The sequence below is a fragment of the Mesorhizobium sp. M0768 genome (assembly GCF_040320195.1).
GTDB lineage: Bacteria > Pseudomonadota > Alphaproteobacteria > Rhizobiales > Rhizobiaceae > Mesorhizobium.
The window spans coordinates 135,493-152,254 of the sequence record NZ_JAMYPD010000015.1 but is presented as its reverse complement, the minus strand read 5'-3'; the positions used below and the strand labels follow the sequence as shown (position 1 = coordinate 152,254).

Annotated in this window: 13 protein-coding genes and 3 pseudogenes; 12 read left to right on the top strand and 4 right to left on the bottom strand. The window is 62.3% G+C overall.

Translation table 11 applies throughout. From position 1 onward, the window contains the following. From NKI08_RS20020 to NKI08_RS20010, 3 genes and pseudogenes are all read right to left on the bottom strand, one after another. Positions 1-1,954: pseudogene (locus NKI08_RS20020) on the bottom strand (PAS-domain containing protein); the annotation flags it as partial. An 81-nt stretch (positions 1,955-2,035) separates the two neighbouring features. After that, positions 2,036-3,130 carry a branched-chain amino acid ABC transporter substrate-binding protein gene (locus NKI08_RS20015; RefSeq protein ID WP_352470633.1) on the bottom strand — a complete coding sequence of 365 codons (1,095 nt, stop codon included), beginning with the start codon at positions 3,128-3,130 and terminating at the stop codon, positions 2,036-2,038. Between the two features lie 378 nt (positions 3,131-3,508). Continuing rightward, complete coding sequence (locus NKI08_RS20010) at positions 3,509-4,624, bottom strand: hypothetical protein (protein WP_352771660.1); 1,116 nt, start codon at positions 4,622-4,624, stop codon at positions 3,509-3,511. A 522-nt stretch (positions 4,625-5,146) separates the two neighbouring features. Between NKI08_RS20010 and NKI08_RS20005 the strand changes: the two genes are divergently transcribed. The 10 genes and pseudogenes from NKI08_RS20005 (at position 5,147) to NKI08_RS19965 (ending at position 13,138) form a co-directional block, all read left to right on the top strand. Beyond that, entirely contained in the window at positions 5,147-6,145 is a 999-nt protein-coding gene (locus tag NKI08_RS20005; protein WP_352771658.1) for a transporter substrate-binding protein, read from the top strand. After that, the gene (locus NKI08_RS34695) at positions 6,091-6,273 is read left to right on the top strand and encodes a hypothetical protein (protein WP_502899650.1); all 183 of its coding nucleotides are present in this window, start codon (positions 6,091-6,093) and stop codon (positions 6,271-6,273) included. The genes NKI08_RS20005 and NKI08_RS34695 overlap by 55 nt, the downstream gene beginning before the upstream one ends. Further along, positions 6,270-6,857 (top strand): annotated as a pseudogene (locus tag NKI08_RS20000) (ANTAR domain-containing response regulator); the annotation flags it as partial. The gene NKI08_RS34695 and the pseudogene NKI08_RS20000, both read left to right, overlap by 4 nt. Continuing rightward, positions 6,817-7,245: pseudogene (locus tag NKI08_RS19995) on the top strand (ABC transporter permease); the annotation flags it as partial. The pseudogenes NKI08_RS20000 and NKI08_RS19995, both read left to right, overlap by 41 nt. Before the next feature lie 51 nt (positions 7,246-7,296). After that, entirely contained in the window at positions 7,297-8,181 is an 885-nt protein-coding gene (locus tag NKI08_RS19990; RefSeq protein WP_352768673.1) for a dihydrodipicolinate synthase family protein, read from the top strand. 39 nt (positions 8,182-8,220) lie between these two features. Continuing rightward, positions 8,221-8,880 (top strand): GntR family transcriptional regulator, encoded by a 660-nt coding sequence (locus NKI08_RS19985; RefSeq protein WP_023674176.1) that lies wholly within the window; start codon positions 8,221-8,223, stop codon positions 8,878-8,880. 61 nt (positions 8,881-8,941) lie between these two features. Continuing rightward, complete coding sequence (locus tag NKI08_RS19980; RefSeq protein ID WP_352449854.1) at positions 8,942-10,279, top strand: extracellular solute-binding protein; 1,338 nt, start codon at positions 8,942-8,944, stop codon at positions 10,277-10,279. Between the two features lie 35 nt (positions 10,280-10,314). After that, entirely contained in the window at positions 10,315-11,217 is a 903-nt protein-coding gene (locus tag NKI08_RS19975; protein ID WP_352771678.1) for a carbohydrate ABC transporter permease, read from the top strand. Beyond that, a complete protein-coding gene (locus NKI08_RS19970) occupies positions 11,218-12,039 on the top strand; it encodes a carbohydrate ABC transporter permease (protein ID WP_023674179.1) in 822 nt (273 codons plus the stop codon). It begins immediately after the preceding gene. A 40-nt stretch (positions 12,040-12,079) separates the two neighbouring features. Next, positions 12,080-13,138, top strand: a complete 1,059-nt coding sequence (locus tag NKI08_RS19965; protein ID WP_352771655.1) for an ABC transporter ATP-binding protein — start codon at positions 12,080-12,082, stop codon at positions 13,136-13,138. Between the two features lie 49 nt (positions 13,139-13,187). Here NKI08_RS19965 and NKI08_RS19960 read toward each other — a convergent pair whose 3' ends face one another. Further along, positions 13,188-13,544, bottom strand: a complete 357-nt coding sequence (locus NKI08_RS19960; protein WP_352771653.1) for a hypothetical protein — start codon at positions 13,542-13,544, stop codon at positions 13,188-13,190. Between the two features lie 418 nt (positions 13,545-13,962). On the opposite strand from NKI08_RS19960, the gene NKI08_RS19955 reads away from it, so the two are divergent. Further along, complete coding sequence (locus NKI08_RS19955; protein ID WP_352502526.1) at positions 13,963-15,057, top strand: HlyD family secretion protein; 1,095 nt, start codon at positions 13,963-13,965, stop codon at positions 15,055-15,057. A 74-nt stretch (positions 15,058-15,131) separates the two neighbouring features. Beyond that, on the top strand, positions 15,132-16,634 hold the full coding sequence (locus NKI08_RS19950) for an MFS transporter (protein WP_352771651.1): 1,503 nt from the start codon (positions 15,132-15,134) through the stop codon (positions 16,632-16,634). The last annotated feature ends 128 nt before the right edge of the window (positions 16,635-16,762 follow it).

Below are 16,762 nucleotides of genomic sequence, written 5' to 3'. Positions count from 1 at the left end.
ACGCCGCGAGTCTCGGGATCGCCGAAAAACATCAGGATCGCGTCGCCGACATATTTGTCGATCGTCGCGCCGTGATCCGAAGCAATTTTCGACATTTCCGTCAAATAGTGATTGAGGAGTTGGGTGAGATCCTCGGATTCCATTTTGTCAGTGGTCTCGGTAAAGCCCGCGATATCGGAGAAGCATATTGTCAGTTTCTTCCGCTGGCTGGCGATCCTGACCTCCTGGCGGCCGGTGAATATCGAGCGATACACTTGGGGCGCCAGATACTTCGCCAGCTTGCTGGAAAGCGCCTCCAGAACCACGGATTTCTCGGCGAGGTTCTCCTCCCTTTGCTTCAGCTCAGTGATGTCCGAATAGACGGCGACCGTGCCGCCGGCGCTGATCCGCCGCTCGCTGATCATGACCCATCGCCCGTCGCCTCGCCGCTGCACCCAAGGTTCGCCAGGGTTGCGGTGCCGCGAGAGGCGCTCGGCGACCCACTCCTCGACCCGCCCCTCGGCGTCCCTGATGTAGCCGCGCTCAGCGGATCGGCGAATGATTTGCTCGAATATCGTGCCGGGCGTCAGTTCGGTCTCCAGACCGGCGTAGAGCAATTCGCGGTAGCGGCTGTTGCTGAGGACGAGCCGGTCCTCCCCGTCGTACAGAGCGAATCCTTCGGAGATGCTTTCGATGGCATCGATGAGCCGCTGACGAGCTTCCGCAACGTCGCGCAGGTTCTTTTCCTCGACCTCGACGGCAGTATCCCGGAAAAGTCTCAGCGCTTCGGCCATGCGCCCGATTTCGTCGCTGCCCGCGGCTGGCAGCGGCGCACGAAGGTTGCCCCCCGCAATCGCGAGCATGCCCTGGCTCACGGCCCCCAGTCGGGCGAGGAGGCTGCGGTCGACATAGAGCCAGACAACCAGAACCGAACTCAGGAGGCTGAGGAAGGCGGAGCCGAGCACAACCGCGGTGCCGTAGCGCTGGACGAGCGCGGCTTCGCGACCGGACGCAGCGATCTCCTGGTCTGCCGTGGCGACCAGGCGATCGACGCCAGCGGTGAGATTGCGCGACAGTCGATTGTTCTCGGCCAGAAGCCTTTCGCCCTGTGCCAGGACAGCAAACTCGTCCTCCCGCGCCTTGGGGATGCTGTCCTCGCCGTCGGTCAAGCCCTTGAACTCATCGACACGCTGCCGAAAGCGGGTCCGCAGCTTTTCGTCGATCTCCGTGGAAACCTTTTCAAGAGCAGTGAGCGAACGGCGTAGCGGAAAAGGATCAACGCCAGGTCGCCCGGCGTCGGCGCGTTCGCGACCTTCACCAGCGCGTCGTTGACTGCCGAGATCTCCAGCTGCGCCTTCTGCTGGGGGATGTAGGCCGCAATCGCCTGGACCAGGTCGGCCATCGCCGCTGCGCGTCGATCGGGCGATAGCGACGTGTCGGCCGCGACCGCCCGCCATTGCGGCAGCCTGGAATCCATCACTAGGATGCCGGTGGCGACAAGGCGCTGGCTTCCGGTTGTCGTCGCGGCGAGGCGGTTCAGGAGCTCCTCCTTGCGGGCGACCACGTCGAGCCGGGCGACAACAAGAGAGTCGAGCTCCTTCAGGTTGCGCCTCAGAACAATCGCGGCTTCCTCAATCTCGGCCAAAGGCACTGTGCCCAACGTGGCATCCCGGAGGTCCGTGCGCAGGGCCTCGAGGCGGGACATCTCGAGCGCGACGGCAGCCGAGACCTCGCTGTGCTGAGCCCTGCTTGTCGCTGCCAGCACCGATGGCGCGGCAGCAGCGACCCGTTCGGCCTGGCGCGACAGCTGGAGGGAGGCGAGCGCCGACGGCACTCGATCCGTGGTAATTCGGTCCACGACGTCGCCAACCTGGAGGAAGGCATAAAGCGCCGCAGCCGTTGCCAGCACCGCAAGGGCGCTGATCCCGAAAAAGGCGAGCAACAGCCGGCCACGTATGCCGAGGCGTTCAAGCATCTCGGCGAGTCGGAACAGTCCGGCCACACTGGTCTGCATCAGACTAGACATCTCAGCCGGCACGCCGGCGATCAGCGAACCCTATTCAACCGGCACGTACTCTCCGCCGCGCCAGACGTACCAAACCCAGCTCTGCTTGGTGAGGTCGCCCTTGTCGTCGAAATCGACCCGGCCGATCACCGTGTCGAATTCCTGTTCGTGCAGTGCCGCAATGACGGCCTTCGGCTCCAGCGAACCTGCCTTCGAGACCGCCTGGGCCCAAACCTGGACCGCGCAGTAGCTCAACAGCGTGTAGCCCGCGGGTTCGAAATTCTCCGCACGGAACTGCTCAACGACCGCGGCCGCTTCGGGGCTTCGCCTCGCGTCCGCCGGGAACGTGAAGAGGGTCCCCTCCGCCGCGGGGCCGGCGATCAGGGCAAATTCCTCGGTCGCCAAAGCATCTCCGGATATGAGCTGAACCGTGTAGCCACTGTCGTGTGCAGCGCGAGCAATCAGCGCAACCTCGGCATGATACCCACCCACATATAAGGCGGAGACGCCGGCGGTCCGCAACGTAGCGACCTCGGCCGAATAGTCGTCCTTCCCGGGAATGTATGCGTCGTAAACGGCCTCAGTCACGCCCCGCTTGTGCAGCTGCTTCCTGGTCTCGTCGGCGAGACCCTTCCCATAGGTCGAGTTGTCGTGGAGGATCGCAATCTTCTTGTTGCCCCAGCGATCGGCAAGGTAGTTGCCAGCGATGAAACCTTGCGCGTCGTCGCGGCCAATGGTGCGAAAGACATTGGCACGGCCCTGTTCGGTCAGCTGCGGATTGGTCGAGCCTGGGGATATCTCAACGACGCCCGCCTCCTCGTACACTTTTGATGCGGGGATCGAGGCCCCGGAGCAATAATGCCCGACGACGAGCACGACCCCGTCAGCCACCAGCTTCTTGGCGGCCGCCACAGCTTGCTCGGGATCGCAGAAGTCGTCGACCGAGATGAGCCTCACCTTCTGGCCGAGCACGCCGCCCGCCGTGTTGACGTCGGCCACTGCCATCTCCGCGCCGCGCTGTCCCTGCTCGCCGATCCAGGCGAGCCGTCCCGTCATCGCAGCCGAGACGCCGATCAGCACCTCCGCCCGTGCGGAGCTGAACACGGCCGCGAGAACCAAGATCAGTATGGCGATGATGCGGTGCATGTGTGCACCCCCTTAACTGTAGCTTACGCCAATCCCGTCAAAGCCGACAGCCCCTTCGGCAAGCGCGACTGTCTCGGGCTGCTATTGCAGCGCACACCCAATTTGGCGAAGCAAGCATACACTGGAATGGCGTGTCATAACTTCGTTCGCTGAGGTCGGAATCGCGCGCCAAATCCGGACGTTACCACTGACCGGAGTGAGCGTCGTGATTGGGTCACGGAGCGTCATGCGACGCCCCCAACTGGATGACGGCAAAGGGTCGAACTCGGTCGTTCAGAGTGATTGGGTTTTGACCCAAGCATTCTGCAGCCAAGTGGAAACGCGCCTAAAATAAATAGTTAGAGCGGGATGCCCGCTTCAACTTGAACGCATCCCGCTCTAGCTGAAGCGGCTCCCGATAAGCCGGCTCCACTGCTCGCCCGCAAGGCCGTTCAGGAAGACTTGCGAGTTCTTCATCGCGTCCAAAAGCTCTGGATCGCGTGAATGTACCACCGTTGAGGCAACGGTCAGGAAAGCAATGCGTCGTCCAAGCATCGCCTCCAGAAGTGCAGGTTGAATACGTCCGCGCAGGCCGCTGACGCCGCGCGCGGCGGCGTGATCGATCAGGCAGTCAATCACCGGGCCCGCCTGGCCGGGAAGGGCGAAGATCTGCAGCACGCGACCAATTTCATACTTCCGTGCGTAGTAGGCGAAAGCGCCGACATTGGTGCCGACTGGCGACGTCACACAAACGTAGACAAGCTCCCCCAGATCCGGCTTTTGTGCCGCATCTGTCAGGATGTGGTCGAGTTGATCTTCCGTCCAGTCAGGCCGCAGGGCGAATTGAGCGGTAAACGGTTCGATGAGCCTGGCAAATGCATGGCTGTCGATTTCGGATGTACGAAATGCTCCGTGGCCTGCCCCGTCCACCGCCACACCCGACCAACGTCGTTCGCTGGACGTCATCCTTCTGCAGTAAAATCGGTCGATTGTACGCGCCAGCGGATTGAGCATTCGCGCAAGCGCCATGCGATTGGCGGAAAGGCTGAGCATGAAGGCCGCGGGGCGCATCACGCGGACCCAGTCAAGGCTGTATTGCGGCAGGACCACGCCGCGCAGCCGGGTCCACAATTTCACGGAAATATCGTTGGCCGTCTCGCTGAAGGAGATGTCCTGCGGACCATCCAGGTAAGCTTTCAGCAAGCGGGCGCCGGCCAGCGGGTCGTGCTCATGGTCCTCGACCATGAGCGAGCTACAGATAGCCGCGCGTAGTTGTCGGCCGTTGAACGTCATCGGCAGGACGTGGACGCCGACAAATCCGGAGACGCGACCGGCGTCATTGACATGGACAAGCGACCGGAGGTTGTCTGCGCAACCGGGCGCATCCAGATAAAACCGTTTCATGTATTCCACGAGAGAGGCCGGCGCTTCGGTCCTCTCCTTCAACAGCACGCGCTGAAACATGTTCGCAACTGCCGGGAGGTCGGCGCCTTGCAAGGCGCGAATGACGCTCAAGCCCGGCTCCCGCCACCAAAGTCCCATCCACCGAGCTTCCGGGCCAAGGCGACGCGAGGCACGAGAACATCGGGCGCGCGTTCCAACTCGACGCCCATGAAGCCGTGCAACCTCGGCCAGTTGGCATCGCCCCGGTGACCGAACAGAGTGCTGAATTGCTGCGGCAAGGTGGAACCCTTTGCTTGACCGACGAAAAACCGGCGTCATTGCTGCTAGCAGATTCAGGTAAACCGATATTAAAGTCGTTGCTTTGAATGGTAGCGAACCGGGTTTGTCCGGCCCCATACCTGGACATCAGCAATTTTGGTTCCTGGCGGACTCTACACGACCAGCGGCATGAGTTGCGTGCTGCGCGCCGAACCGTTTCGGCTGGCCAAAGTTTCGCGTGGCGGCTCTTGACTGGGAGCGCGGGCGTAATACGGTGAGGACAAATACCGGCTCCGACCGCCGGGCGGCAAGAATGCCTCGTATGCCTCGCCCTGCGGCGGTGGCTGCGGGGCATTGTCATTTTTGAGGCATTGATTGAAACGGCATATCGAGATCGGCATTCTCTATTCGCGGTCCGGCAATTACCGGCTGGTGTCCGAATCCTGCCGTGCGGGTGCGATGAACGCCATCGCCGACGTCAACGCCGATCTCGCTATCCCATTCGAATTCATCCCGATCGAGCGCGACCCGCAGGGCAACATCGATCGCTATGCAAGCGGCTGCGCGGACATTCTCGCCAACAGCGGCGCGCGTCACATCATTGGCTGCGTCACCTCGTGGAGCCGCAAGGAGGTCATTCCAATCCTGGAAAGGGCAGGCGGCACGCTGTGGTACGCCTGCCCGTACGAGGGCTTCGAAGCCAACGAGCATGTCGTCTACACACACGCCTGCCCCAATCAGCATCTCGTACCGCTGCTTGCCTATGTCGTGCCTCGTTTCGGCGCCGACGGCTTCCTGCTCGGTTCCAACTACATCTGGGGTTGGGAGACCAACCGCGTGGCGCGCGACCTGATTGCGGACGCTGGCGGCAAGGTGCTGGGCGAACGCTATCTGCCGCTCGGCGAGGTCGATGTTGCGCGGTTGATCGCGGAGATACAGGCGACGAGACCTGATTTCATTCTGAACAATCTCATCGGCCCTTCCTCTTATGCCTTCATCGCTGCCTATGCGGAGCTTGGCCGGCGCGACCCGCATTTCAGGCCGGAGCGTTGCCCGATCCTGTCCTGCAATCTCACGGAATGCGAATTGCCGGCGCTCAACGGGGCAGGCGATGGCCACCTTTCCGTTGGGCCCTATTTTCACGACATCTCGGGGGCGGATCGCGGTGCGGTTCCAGTGCCTTCCGTCATGCCGGCCTCATCCTTCGAGGCGGCGGCTTATGCCTCGGTGCGCATGCTCGCCGAGATCCTCACCCTTAACCCGGTGCACAATGGACGGACCTTCCCAAGGTCTTTTCCGAAACATCATTTCGAACGCCGCTGGGCGACATCGCCATCGACCAGCAAACCCAGCATGCTACCTTGCCGGTGCTAATCGGACGTATCGATGGAACATCGTTCAAAACGGTCACACTGACGAAGGGCGTGGCACCCGATCCCTACCTTTCCCGCTATGACCGGACGGAGACGTTCGGGCGGCCACGCCTGCGGGTGGTGTCGTGAGCAAGATGGCGCGTATCCCGAACCTTGGAGGCGCCAGGGCTTTTGTCCTGCATCGTCCACATCCGACCGTGCAGGCGATCACAAGGCAATTGTCGGCCATCGGCCTTGAGGCGATTGGCTTCTGGCCGGAACTGCCGGCCGAAGCCTTGGCGGCGGACTTCGTCTTCTTCGACGTCGATCTCGGCTTTGACGAGCAATTTCCGTGGAAGCCGGGCGAGGCGCCGATGCCGCTGATAGCACTGATCGGCTCCGAGGCGCCGGGGCGCGTCGAATGGGCATTGTCGCACAAGGCCGATGCGCAGTTGCTGAAACCGGTCGGCAATGCCGGCGTCTATAGCGCACTTTTAATCGCAAGGCAGAGTTTCGAGGCGCGCAAGCTTCTGGCCAGCGAGATTGCCTCGCTTCGTCAGCGGCTCGCGGAGCGCCAGACCCTCGTACGCGCGGTAGAGGTCTTGTCGAAGGGCGCCGAGGACGGCCGTGCCTATGCGCAGCTCCGCTCGCTGGCGATGAGCTGGCAAATCAGTGTCGAGGAAGCCGCGCGCAGGATCGTGGCGTCATCTGGTGCTGCCGTCGCTGACCATGGGAATTCTCGGCGCCGGCTGGTACGCCCGCATGATGCGCTCGTCGATGATCGACGTGCTGCGCCAGGACTACGTGCGTACCGCGCGTGCCAAGGGTCTTGCACGCAGCGCCATTATCCTCCGGCACGCGCTGCCCAACGCCATCCTGCCGGTCATCGCCATGATCGGCATCGATATCGGCATCTTCATGGGCGGCATCGTGGTTGTCGAAAGCGTGTTCGGCTGGCCAGGCATCGGCCAGCTAGCCTGGCAGGCCATTCAGCGCATCGACATTCCGATCATCATGGGGGTCACCCTGGTTTCGGCCTTTGCCATCGTGCTCGGCAATCTCCTGGCCGACACTGCGCCGCTCGGCGATGCCGAGTTGGCAACATCACCCGTTTACACCTGACATGTTAGCGTGCTAACGCTACGTCCACATGGATTTTCAACGGAGATCGCATTGGCTTCCCGCTTTGGTCTTTCGGTTGCCCTGACCACACCCTTCGACCCGTCGGGGCAGATAGCGCTCGCGCCGATGATCGCGCATGCCCGAGCCTGCCTTGGCGCCGGCTGCAGCAGCGCGACGCTGTTCGGCACCACCGGCGAAGGAGCCTCGGTCGGCACCGACGAGCGACGGATCGTCACCGAGGCCATGCTGGCGGGCGGTATTCCGCCACATCAGCTCGTCGCCGGAGTGCTGGTCGATGCAGCCGAAGATGCCGCCGATCAGGCCCGGCACGCTTTGCAGCGCGGCGTTCGCAACATTCTGCTCGCTCCGCCGAGCTACTTCAAGAATGTCGGCGAGGACGGGCTGTTCGGATGGTTTTCCGCCGTCTTCGCCGCACTCGGTCCGCTGGCGCGCGACGTGCTGCTCTATAACATCCCCTCAGTCACCATGGTGCCGCTCCCGCTTGGGCTGATCGGCCGGCTGCGCGCCGCTTTTCCCGCTGTGGTGGCCGGGGTGAAGGATTCCGGCGGGGACTGGAGCTACAGTGAGGCGCTGCTTGAGGCGCACGGCGATCTGGTGATCCTCATCGGCGACGAACGGCATCTGGCGAGAAGCGTGCGCCGCGGCGGACAGGGCGCGATTTCCGGCATGGCTAATTTTGTTACCGGCGAAATCCGGGCAATGGTCGAAAACGGAGGCGACGACCCACGCGTCGAAGACTTCGTGCTCGAATTGCTCAAATACCCGGTCACGCCGGCGGTGAAGGTCATGGTCGCGCGCAAGACCGGCGACGAGCGCTGGCTGGCGGTCCGCCCGCCCCTGGAGGCGATCGATCCGCAGGGACAGCGGCAGCTTGCCGCTGCCTACGACAGGCTGTTTGCGACAGAGGCGGCCTGACCGACAAGGCCGGGTTGACCGACAAGGAAGCGAGCTGAAGTGGAAGACGGCAGCGAACCGATCACTCTCCGGGAGAAGGCCTATGCCAGCTTCACGCGGCATTTGCTGGCCCGCGATCTGCGGCCGGGTCAGTTCGTGTCACAGCGCGAACTGGTCGCTTTCACCGGGCTGCCGCTGGGTGCCATTCGCGAGATCGTCCCGCGTCTCGAGGCCGAGGGACTGCTGACCACCATCCCGCAGCGCGGCATGCAGATCGCGCATATCGATATCAATCTGATCCGCGAGGCGTTTCAGTTTCGGTTGTTCATGGAACGCGAGGCAGTGGCGCTATTCACGACCAGCGCTTCTGATGCCGAACTTGCCCGCATGCGGCGCGAACATGAAGAGATGCTGGCTCAAGCTCTCGGGCAGGCGCCGACGCCGGAAATGGAAGCCAAGGCCCAGAACATCGACTGGGCCATGCACGACACCTTCATCAATGCGCTCGGCAACGAGATTATCGCCAAGGCCTATCTGGTCAACTCCGTGAAAATCCGGCTGATCCACCAGGAGCGTTTCCGCATCGACGGTCGTGTGGTGCCGGTGATGCGCGAACATTTGGCGGTCATCGAAGCCATGGAGAGCCGCAATCCGCAAAAAGCGGTTGAAGCGATCAGTCTGCATATCGACAATGCGCGCCGGCTGGCGCTCCAGATCTGAGGAAATATAGCCGCGCCGCGGTTCGCGGCGCATCCACAACGACAGCAACCGGGAGGAAGAAATGTCGTCCAATCTGTTCAACCCAACCAGGAGGCAACTCCTTGCCGGAACCGCGGCGCTAACCGCTGCCGGCCTTGTGGGGCTTCGCCCCGGCTTTGCCGCAGGCGTTGACTGGAAACGCTTTGCCGGGACGACGCTTGACGTCAATCTGGTGAAAAGCCCGCGCAGCGACACCATCCTGAAATATCTCGCCGAGTTCGAGGAACTGACCGGCATCAAGGTCAATGCCGAGGCAACGCCCGAGCAGCAGCAGCGCCAGAAGACGGTGATCGAGTTGAGCTCGGGCAAGCCGAGCTTCGACGTCGTGCATCTGAGCTACCACGTGCAGAAGCGCCAGTTCGAGAAGGGTGGCTGGCTGGCCGACATCGCCGGCTATCTCGCCGATCCGTCGCTCACCGACCCGGCGCTGGTCGAAAGCGACTTCGCCGAAGCCGGCATTCTGTTTGCCAAGGACGGCCAGGGCGTGCTGCGCTCGCTACCGTTCTCGGTGGACTACTGGATCCTGTATTGGAACAAGGAGCTGTTCGAGGCCAAGGGCCTCAAATACCCAGAGACCTTCGAGCAACTGGTGGCAGCCGCCGAAGCGCTGACCGACCCCTCGACCAATACATACGGCTTCGTCGCCCGCGGGCTCAAGAACGCAAACACGCCGGTGTGGACGTCGCTGATGCTCGGCTACGACATGACGCCGCTAGATGACAAGGGCAAGCTGCGCACCGAGGCTCCCGAGGCGATCGAGGCTGCCGCGCTCTATCAAAGATTGATGACCAAGTCCGCCCCTCCGGGCGTTACCGGGTTCAACTGGGCCGAAGCACAGTCGGCCTTCCTGCAGGGCAAGATCGGCATGTGGCTCGACGGCGTGGGTTTTGCCCCGCCGATGGAAAATCCGGAAAAATCGAGGGTGGTCGGCAAGGTCGGTTACGGCGTGATGCCCAAGGGTCCCAAGGCGCATGCCTCGGGCACCTTCGGCGACGGGATTGGCGTTACCGCCGCCAGCGAGAAGAAGGAGGCTGCCTATCTGTTCTGCCAGTGGGCGGTATCGCCAACCATGGGTGCACGGCTGTTGCAGGCCGGCGCCGGCGTTCCGTTCCGCAAATCCGTGCTGGAGGATCCCAAGGTGCGCGAAGGCGTCACCATGCCGGCAAGCTGGCTTGATGCCGTGGTCGGCTCGGGCAATATCAGTCGGCTGGCACTGCCGGTCATCATCCCGGTCACGGAATTCCGCGACATCTATGGCGTGGCGCTGACCAACATGATTGCCGGCGCCGATCCCGCCGCGGAACTGAAGAAGGCCACCGAACAGTTCCAGCCGGTTCTCGACAGGAGCGAGCAGGGCTGATGTCGGCCACCACCCCAGAACAGACCGGGGTGACGATGCCGGTTATCGACGGGAGCCAGACGATCCGGCTGACTCCCAACTACTGGCCTTTCGTCGTCCCCGCACTCGTCGTCGTCGGCGCCGTCATCGTTTTCCCCTGGGCTTTCACGCTGTGGATGAGCGTCAATCGCTGGACGCTCGGCCAGTCGCGGAGCTTTGCCGGGATGGAAAACTATCTCCGCCTGGCCAGCGACCCACGTTTCTGGGAATCCCTTGTTCATACGTTGACCTACACCTTCCTCTCGGTTACAGCGCCGATGCTGCTGGGCACTCTGGCCGCCCTGATCTTCGATGCCAGGTTTCCGCTGCGCGGCTTGCTGCGCGGCGTCTTCGTCATGCCGATGATGGCGACACCCGTTGCCGTCGCACTGGTTTGGACAATGATGTTCCATCCTCAGCTTGGCGTGCTCAACTACCTGCTGTCGCTGGTCGGCATCCCGGCTCAGGAATGGATATTCAACGCCAACACGGTCATCCCGTCGCTGGTTGCGGTCGAGACCTGGCAGTGGACGCCGCTGGTCATGCTGATCGTGCTTGGCGGGCTGGCCTCGGTGCCGCGCGAGCCCTTCGAAAGCGCCGAGATCGACGGCGCCAATGCCTGGCAGCAATTCCGCTATCTCACTCTGCCGATGATCGCGCCGTTCCTGATGATCGCGGTCATCATTCGCACCATCGATGCGCTGAAGAGCTTCGACATCATCTACGCGATGACCCAGGGCGGGCCGGGAACGGCGTCGGAGACCATCAACATCTATCTCTACAACACCGCCTTCTCCTACTACGATATCGGCTACGGTTCGGCCATGGCCGTGGTGTTCTTCGTCGTCATCGTGGCCCTGTCTTTTGTCCTGCTGATGCTGCGCCAACGCTCGCAGTGGATTGACACGGAGGGCAAATAGATGAGTTCACGGCTGCTCAACCAGATCGGTCTGTTTTTCGCTGCCTTGGTTTTCGTCTCGCCGGCGATCCTGTTCTTCCTCTGGATGATCTCTCTGTCGCTGAAGTTCGAAATCGACAACGGTGCCTATCCGCCGATCCTGATCCCCGAACGTTTCGCCTGGTCGAACTATGTAAAGGTGTTCGAGGAGAACAATTTCCTGCTCTATCTCTGGAATTCGGTTCTGGTGACCGGTACGGCGACCTTACTGGCACTGTTGATCGGCGTACCGGCCGGTTACGGCATCGCGCGGCTCAAGGCCGAGAGATCCGCCGTCGTCATCATGATCGCCCGCATGACGCCTGGGCTATCCTATCTCATCCCGCTGTTTCTGCTGTTCCAATGGATCGGGATACTCGGCACGCTGTGGCCGCAGATCATCATCCATCTGGTGGTGACGGTGCCGATCGTGGTGTGGGTGATGATCGGTTATTTCGAGACCACGCCGATGGAACTGGAAGAGGCGGCCAACATCGACGGCGCCAGCTCCTGGCAGGTTTTCCGGCTGGTTGCCCTGCCCATCGCCAAGCCGGGCATCGTCGTCGCCTTCATCCTGTCCGTGATCTTCTCGTGGAACAATTTCGTCTTCGGCGTGGTGCTCGCCAGCCGTGAGACGCGCACACTGCCGGTCGCCGTCTACAACATGCTGTCCTACGAGCAGGTGAGCTGGGGGCCGCTCGCCGCGGCGGCGCTGGTGGTGACGTTGCCGGTGCTGATCCTGACCATGTTCGCGCAAAGGCAGATCGTGGCGGGGCTGACCGCCGGCGCCGTCAAGGGCGGTTGAGCGCGCGCCCGGACATCCCTCTTTTTCCAGGAAAGATCCAATGGCATCGGTAACGATCAACAACGTGCAGAAGGCCTTCGGGGCCACCAAGATCATTCACGACGTCAGCGTCGACATCGCCGACGGCGAATTCGTCATCCTGGTCGGCCCGTCGGGATGCGGAAAATCGACGCTGCTGCGCATGATCGCAGGCCTTGAGACGATCTCCGGCGGGAAGATCGCCATCGGCGAACGCATGGTCAACAATCTGCGCGCGCGGGACCGGAACATCGCCATGGTGTTCCAGAATTATGCGCTCTATCCGCATATGACCGTTGCCGACAACATGGGCTTTGCCCTCAAGATCAAGAAAGCCGACCCGGCCGACACCGCTGGCCGGGTCCGGAAGGCAGCCGGCATCCTCGGCCTGGAAAAGCTGCTTGACCGCTATCCGCGCCAGCTTTCGGGCGGCCAGCGCCAGCGCGTCGCCATGGGCCGCGCGATCGTACGTGACCCGCAGGTCTTTCTGTTCGACGAGCCGCTCTCCAACCTCGACGCCAAGTTGCGCGTCCAGATGCGCGGCGAGATCAAGGCCCTGCACCAGCGGCTGGGTACCACGACGATCTATGTCACGCACGACCAGATCGAGGCCATGACGATGGCCGACAAGATCGTCGTGCTGCATGACGGCCTGGTCGAGCAGATCGGCGCGCCGCTGGACCTCTACGACCATCCGGCCAACCTCTTCGTTGCCGGTTTCATCGGCTCGCCCGCCATGAACTTCATTGCCGGCCGCATCGAGGAGGGCGTGTTCCGCAGCGCCGGCGGGTTGGTCCTGCCGTTGCCGGAAGGCGCCCAGCCCGCGGATGCCGCAGGACGCGAACTCGTCTACGGCATTCGACCGGAACATATCCGGGCGACGGGGCAAGGCGTGCCGGGTACGATCACGCTTCTCGAGGCGACAGGCTCGGAAATCTTCGCCAGGGTCGACTGCTCCGGTGAAGAGATTTCCTGCCTTTTCCGAGAAAGGCTTGCGCTCAGGCAGGGCGAAGGGGTGCGGATCGAGATCGACCGCGCATGTGCGCATCTGTTCGACGCAGCAACCGGTCGGCGTATCTGACCCAATGGTCTGGTGAATGCGTGGTCGGCCTTAGGTCGGCAACGCGAATTCACCGGCGACTTCGATGGCGCGGCCTTCGCGGGCCGATCTCTGGGCGGGCGAGACCCATGACGACGGCCCACCAGCCGTCTTGCAAGGTCACTTCCACTTTGCCTTGTTCGCGCACCGCAGCGGTGAAGCGGGCATGCTCGAAATAGGTCGAACCGTTATGGTCGCCTGCCTCGAGCAGCCGGGGGTCGACGAGAATCTCCAGCAGTCGTGGTCCAGGCGGATTGCGCGGGCTGACGATCAACTGGGGCACTGGCGCAGGGCCGAAACGGCCTGGTCCGGGAACCAGACATTCGAACTTTCCGTCGCCGCCGACAGCGCAGAGTTGCTCCTGGTAGCGGCTGCCCTCGGCAAACATGCAGAGTTTCCAGCATGGCGCGCGCGCCGCGAGGGCGCTCTCTGCGATCATTGCTGCCACAGGATGATCCGGAAACGCTTCAAAGTGAATTTTCTCGTGGGCGGTCTTCGGCACTACGGAGATCCGCGCCGGATGTTCGCGCGCCTGAATCCGGCTGACCGACAATACGACCTGTGCTGAGGTTCAGTACGAACTACCGATCAGGGCAGATGGGATGTTCGTCCGCGTGATAGCGGCGAGGCGTGAAATCCGCGATCGTTCTGCAGTTCTGCTTTGCTGCAGAGCCGCAGCTCGACGGAGACGTTCTCGTGAACCTGTACTGCGCACCGTGCGTTTGCAGCCTTGCCGAACATCTCGCTCTTCGGGAGGCGGATACCTCCTTCGATAGCGAGCGCATCGACCGGGTGTCGAGGCAATCATGAGCCGAGCCCGCAAGATCGCAATCGCTATCGTCGCCCTTATGGTGATTCCAATGGCAGCTATTTGGAGCTGGCAATGGTTCACGCGGGGCCGGTTCGAGGAAACGACCGATAACGCCTATCTCCGCGGAGACATTACCAGCATCGCGCCGAAGCTCGCCGGTTACGTCGTCGAAGTCGACATAGACGACAATGCCAGTGTGTCAAAGGGTGCTGTCCTGTTTCGCATCGACGACAGCGACTACAAGGCCAAGGCAGAGCAGGCGAAAGCCAACGTCGCCGCCCGGCAGGCGGAAATCGCCAACATCAAGGCGACCCGTGAACTGCAGGACGCATTGATCGCGCAGGCTGAGGCGCAGAAGCAATCTGCCGCAGCCGACCTGCAATTCGCCCGAGCCAACCTGAACCGCTACGTCACGCTGCAGAAGAACGGGACCGCAAGCGATCAGAAGCTGCAGGATGCGCAGGCCGGCCATGACAAGGCAAAGGCATCGCTGGACGGTGCAGAGGCCAATCTGCTGGCTCAAAAATTGAAGCTCGGTGTCCTGGATGCACAGTTGTCCGGTGCGCAGGCAGCCCTGTCCCAGGCACAGGCAGCGCTCGACCTGGCAATGCTCGACCTGGCCAACACCGTCGTGAGGGCCCCGGTCGGCGGCATCGTCGGTAATCGCCAGATCCGTGTCGGCCGCTATGTCACGCCAGGGACAGCAGCCTTGGACATCGTTCCGGTTAACGATGTCTGGATCGTCGCCAACTTCAAGGAAACACAGCTGAAGGAGGTTGAGATCGGCCAACGGGTCCGCGTCATGGTTGATGAATATCCAGATCTGCAAATCGACGGCCTTGTCGACAGCTTCGCTCCCGGTAGCGGCGCGGCATTCAGCCTGCTGCCGCCGGACAACGCCACCGGAAACTTCATCCGCGTCGTCCAACGTGTGCCGGTCAAGATCAGGATGACGCGCAATCCGTTGCCCGGCCGCCTGGTTCCGGGACTCTCGGCTCGTGTTGCCATCACCGTCGGCACCAGGGATGCTCCGGCTGTAGCGCAGGAAATGCAGACAGGCGGGATTGCGGACGGGCGCTCAGCACAATGATGCACCTCGCCGAAACGGCGGCTGTGCAGCGCCATCCCGGTACATTGCGCGCTTGCTTGATAGCAACCGGCGTCGTGCTGGCCGCCTTCATGGACGCGGTCGCATCCACTGCACTGTCCATCGGCCGGATCGACATGCTCGGCGACACCTACGCAACGTTGGACGAACTGGCGATGATCGACGTTGTTTTCATCGCCGCCAAGCTGACGGCGTTCCTTGTCGCTCCGCTACTTGTGACGGCAGCCAGGCCGACCGCCTGCCTGCGCGCGGCGGTTGTCACCCTTCTGCTGGCATCCGCGGCCTTGACGTTGTCGGTGGACCTCACCTGGATTTGCATCTGCCGCATTGTCCAAGGGCTGGCTGGCGGCACAGTTCTCGTCGCCAGCCAGACACTGCTGTTCTTTCGGTTACCGCACCGGCATCAGCCGGTCGTTCAGGCGGTTTTTGCCGTAGGCGCCGTCATGGCTCCGACGACCGTCACGCCGGCCCTGCAGGGCTGGCTTGTCGACCATCTGACCTGGGAGTGGATATTCCTGAGCATCATTCCGCTCGGCATCGTCTCCCTTGTCCTGTTGGCGGCGGACGGCGATCGGACCTTTTGGCGGAAAACCAGGTTTCCTGCCGTCAGGATATTGTTGCTCGGCATCAGCGCCGCGCTTTTGACCTACGTCCTGCTGCAAGGCAGCAGGTTCAACTGGTTCGACGACACCGACATCACCTTCCTTGCCGCAACCGGTATGACGGCTGCCGGCCTCCTGGCCGTCTGGGAGACCCGCTTTCGTTCAGAAGGCTCACTGCTGGCCATCTCGCCCCTTGGCAATCCGGACTTTCGCTTTGGCCTTCTCGTCAGCTTCGTCGCCGGCTCTGCCCTTTCAGGCAGCGCCTATCTTATTCCGGCTTTTGCCCTCAACGTGCTCGATTTTACCGCGACGGGCGCAGGAGTGCTTCTGCTGCCCAGCGGAGCCATGCTCGCGCTTGGACTTCTGTTGTCCGGCTTCGTCATCCAAAGGACCGGGATGCGCCCGATCACGCTTGCGCCATTTGGCATTCTGCTCTTCGCAGGTGCCATGTGGCTGCTGTCCGCTTCGACGAGCGGTAGCGGATCACCGGACCTGACCCTTGCTCTGCTGCTGCGAGGATTCGGCCTCGGCCTTCTGTTCGTGGCACTGACGCTGGTTACGCTGCAGGGCCTTGCCGCCAATGCGTTGCCGTTTGGCATCGGGCTGTTCAACTTCGGCAAGCAGGTGGGCGGTCTGACCGGCACAGCCCTCTTGCAAACGTATATTGATCACCAGAATGTCCACAACCGGACGATACTGGCGTCCCACCTCGTCAATGGCGATCCAGCCGTAGACCAGCGCTTGAGAGCAACTGCGAACGCTCTGGCGAACAGTGTCGACAGCACTGCGGCGACAAAGGCCGCCCTGCCGCTGCTGCAGCGCGCGCTTGAGAAGCAGGTCGCCACGATCTCGTTCGACGAAGCTTTCTTCGCGCTCGTCCTGCTGTTCGCGGTCGCTGCGCCCTGTCTCATTGTCGCCAAACAATTGCCCGGCCGCCAAGCCGCTCCGCAGAACTAAAACCGCGTCCACGCCCTGTACTTTGGAACAGATGTATTGGTCGGGAGAGGCTTCCAGATTATCTCATGAGCCGTGTTAACCGGACGAGACAGGGATGACGAATGCAGAGGTTTTTCCGGTTTCACTCT